General features: G+C 66.6%; 5 protein-coding genes and 1 pseudogene. 4 read left to right on the top strand and 2 right to left on the bottom strand.

What is annotated here, in order from left to right:
- The first annotated feature begins 72 nt into the window (after positions 1-72).
- On the top strand, positions 73-852 hold the full coding sequence (locus tag QN357_RS18305; protein ID WP_134446982.1) for a DNA-formamidopyrimidine glycosylase family protein: 780 nt from the start codon (positions 73-75) through the stop codon (positions 850-852).
- 82 nt (positions 853-934) lie between these two features.
- On the opposite strand, the gene QN357_RS18310 is transcribed toward QN357_RS18305, so the two are convergent.
- Positions 935-1,282, bottom strand: a complete 348-nt coding sequence (locus tag QN357_RS18310; RefSeq protein ID WP_134446984.1) for a DUF1844 domain-containing protein — start codon at positions 1,280-1,282, stop codon at positions 935-937.
- Between the two features lie 277 nt (positions 1,283-1,559).
- Here QN357_RS18310 and infC point away from each other — a divergent pair, with 277 nt between their 5' ends.
- Genes infC through rplT form a run of 3 tightly spaced genes read left to right on the top strand, consistent with a single transcriptional unit; the run spans position 1,560 to position 2,745 of the window.
- Positions 1,560-2,144 (top strand): translation initiation factor IF-3, encoded by a 585-nt coding sequence (gene infC, locus QN357_RS18315; protein WP_134446986.1) that lies wholly within the window; start codon positions 1,560-1,562, stop codon positions 2,142-2,144.
- Positions 2,137-2,331 carry a 50S ribosomal protein L35 gene (gene rpmI, locus QN357_RS18320; RefSeq protein WP_134446988.1) on the top strand — a complete coding sequence of 65 codons (195 nt, stop codon included), beginning with the start codon at positions 2,137-2,139 and terminating at the stop codon, positions 2,329-2,331. Before infC ends, rpmI begins: the two co-directional genes overlap by 8 nt.
- A 27-nt stretch (positions 2,332-2,358) precedes the next feature.
- The gene (gene rplT, locus QN357_RS18325) at positions 2,359-2,745 is read left to right on the top strand and encodes a 50S ribosomal protein L20 (RefSeq protein ID WP_134446990.1); all 387 of its coding nucleotides are present in this window, start codon (positions 2,359-2,361) and stop codon (positions 2,743-2,745) included.
- Between the two features lie 123 nt (positions 2,746-2,868).
- On the opposite strand, the pseudogene QN357_RS18330 reads toward rplT, so the two are convergent.
- A pseudogene (locus QN357_RS18330) lies at positions 2,869-3,413 on the bottom strand (glycosyl transferase); the annotation flags it as partial.

Consider the following 3,413-nt stretch of genomic DNA (forward strand, 5'->3'; position numbering starts at 1 on the left):
CGGCCGCGCGCTCCAGGCCGCCGGATTCGGCGTGACGCCGAAGGGACTGAAGCTGCATGCCTGAGGCCGACCGTGCCTGAGGGCGACACCGTCTGGCTGACCGCGCACAACCTCGACACGGCGCTGCGCGGGGCCGTCCTGACCCGCTGCGACATCCGCGTGCCGGCCTATGCGACCGTCGATCTCACCGGCGACACCGTGCACGAGGTCACGAGTCGCGGCAAACACGTGCTGATCCGGGTGGGGGAGGCCAGCATCCATTCACACCTGAAGATGGAGGGCGCCTGGCACCTCTACCGGCACGGCTCGGCCTGGAAGCGGCCGGCCTTCCAGGCCAGGGCCGTGCTCGAGACGGCCGACTGGATCGCGGTCGGCTTCGAACTCGGGGTGCTCGAGGTGTTGCCCATCGGGGAGGAAGGCGCCAGGCTCGACTACCTCGGCCCCGACCTGCTCGGCGCCGACTGGGACCCCGCCGAGGCCGTGCGCCGCCTGGAGGACCGGCCCGAGCGTCCGATCGCGGTCGCACTCGCCGACCAGGCGAACCTCGCGGGTCTCGGCAACGAGTACGTGAACGAGCTCTGCTTCCTGCGGGGCGTGCTGCCCACCCGGCCGGTGGCCGACGTGACGGATGTCGCCGGTCTCGTCGACCTCGCGCACCGGCTGATCGTCGCGAACCGCGGCAGGACCGACCGGATCACCACGGGTTCCGCCCGCCGCGGCGAACAGTCCTGGGTCTACGGCCGTGCCGGCCGGCCCTGCCGACGCTGCGGCACCCGCATCCGCCAGGGCACGCTCGGCCGCTCTGAGCTCGAGCAGCGGGTCACCTACTGGTGTCCCCGCTGCCAGACCTGACGTGCCGGCTCAGGTGTCGCATATCGACGTTCGCGGGTCGCGGGAACGTCGATATGCGACACCTCAGGGAAGGGTGATCGGGCTAGTTGACCGGGCCGGTGTACTTCTCGCCTGGGCCCGCGCCGATCGGGTCCGGGATCGCGGAGGCCTCGCGGAACGCGAGCTGCAGCGAACGCAGCCCGTCGCGCAGGCTCCGCGCGTGCATGTCGGCGATGTCGGGGGCGGCCGCCGTCACGAGCCCGGCGAGGGCGTTGATGAGCTTCCGGGCCTCGTCGAGGTCGATCTGCGTGTCGGGGTCGTCGGCGAGCCCGCACTTCACCGCAGCGGCGCTCATCAGGTGCACGCACGCCGTCGTGATGATCTCCACGGCGGCCACATCGGCGATATCGCGGGTTTCCTGGCTGGCATCCTGGCTTGTGCTACTGGTCACTGCATTCCTCTGTTAGACTCGTCCGGGCTCCGAGGTATTTATCTCGGTACGAAAGTGGATAATCTCCCACCCGCGCATACCGCTTCACAAAGGTTACCGGGTTGTTTGCACTCCGCCGTCGTGGCACTGGAAACAGTGGCGCGAAGGTAGACAGGGTGCCGTACGCAGTGTTTGAGCAATAACGCTCCACCATTTCGCACGCGATTTTCCTCTCTTCGTCGCCAGGCGGCATCCGTTGCCTGGCTGTAGTCACGATGCATGAGAGAAGGAGAGACGCATCAGCGATCCCCGTACAAATGACCGTATCCGCGTCCCTGAAGTCCGTCTTGTCGGCCCCGCCGGCGAGCAGATCGGGGTCGTGGCCATTGACGTCGCACTGCGCATGGCACAGGAGGCGGATCTGGACCTCGTCGAGGTTGCCCCTACCTCCAAGCCGCCGGTCGCAAAGATCATGGACTACGGCAAGTTCAAGTACGAGGCTGCGCAGAAGGCCAAGGAGGCCCGGCGCAACCAGGCGAACACCATTCTTAAGGAAGTTCGGTTCCGCCTCAAGATTGACACGCACGACTACGAGACCAAGCGCAAACGCGCCGAAGGCTTCCTCAAGGCCGGCGACAAGGTCAAGGCCATGATTCTTTTCCGTGGCCGTGAACAGTCCCGTCCCGACCAGGGCGTACGACTGCTCCAAAGATTTGCCGAGGATGTCGCGGAATTCGGTTCGGTCGAATCGAGCCCGACTATCGACGGTCGAAACATGGTCATGGTGATTGGCCCACTGAAGAACAAATCAGAGGCCAAGGCAGAGGCCAATGCACATAGAGCTGCTGATAAGGCAGCGAAACAGGAGGAAAAAAATGCCTAAGATGAAGACCCACTCCGGGACTAAGAAGCGCTTCAAGGTAACCGGCAGCGGCAAGATCATGAAGCAGCAGGCCGGTTTGCGCCACAACCTCGAGGTCAAGAGCACCCAGCGCAAGTCCCGCCTGAACCACGACCAGGTGTTGGCCAAGGCCGACGCCAAGGTCATCAAGAAGCTTCTCGGTCGCTAGACCCCGTACCCCTAAAGGAACAAGAAAATGGCAAGAGTAAAAAGAGCGGTCAATGCTCACAAGAGCCGCCGCGTCATCCTCGAGCGCGCCAAGGGTTACCGCGGCCAGCGCTCCCGTTTGGTCACGAAGGCCAAGGAGCAGCTCACTCACTCCTTCACTTACAGCTACCGTGACCGTCGTGCACGCAAGGGTGACTTCCGTCGCCTGTGGATCCAGCGGATCAACGCTGCGTCCCGCCAGAACGGCCTGACCTACAACCGCCTCATCCAGGGCCTCGCCCTGGCCGGCATCGAGGTCGACCGTCGTATCCTCGCCGACCTCGCGGTCAACGAAGCGGCCACCTTCGCCGCCATCGTCGAGAGCGCCAAGGCAGCACTGCCCGCCGACACGTCCGCACCGAAGGTCAAGGCCTAGCCTTCACGCTTCAGCGCCGTTCAGTTCGCGAGCAGTTCGTTCCACCAGCACTCCGCATCACCCAAAACGGGAGCGGGCCCCAGGGCCCACTCCCGTTTTTGCGTTCCCGCGCCCGGAACCGGGTCAGGCGGTGGGGGTCGAGAGGTCGTAGACCGTCGAGCCGCCGACCGTGGTCGCGGTGTATGTCGCGGCCACCCAGGTCGCGATGGCCGTCGCGGTGCTGTCGCCGCCGCCCATGCCGCCGCCCTGGCTTCCGGAGATGTAGTAGCCGACGTCACCGGTCGCGACGTACGCCTGGAACTCGGCGAGGGTCGGCGTCGGGTCACTGCTCCAGCCGCCGATCGCCATCACGGCGACGCCGGTGGACAGTTCGAGCGTCGCAGCGGACTGCGATCCGTCGACCGCCGCGGCCCAGCGAGCCGTCGAGGCCGTGAGCAGGGCGGTGAGCTCGGACGAGGTCGCGGAATCCGAACCCGCGCCGGAGGGAGCGGAGCCGGAGTCGCCGGCGTTCGCCGCGGCATCCGTGCCCGTGTCGCTCGTGCCGGAGCCGGTATCGGTGCCCGTCGTTCCGGTCGTGCCCGAGCCGTCCGGACCGCCGGTGCCTCCCGTCGGGGGAGTGCCGCCTGCGCCGTCCGGCGCCGTGCCGCCATCGGGCCTCGTGCCCCCAC

The sequence above is a fragment of the Cryobacterium sp. RTC2.1 genome, assembly GCF_035018685.1.
Classification (GTDB): domain Bacteria; phylum Actinomycetota; class Actinomycetes; order Actinomycetales; family Microbacteriaceae; genus Cryobacterium; species Cryobacterium glucosi.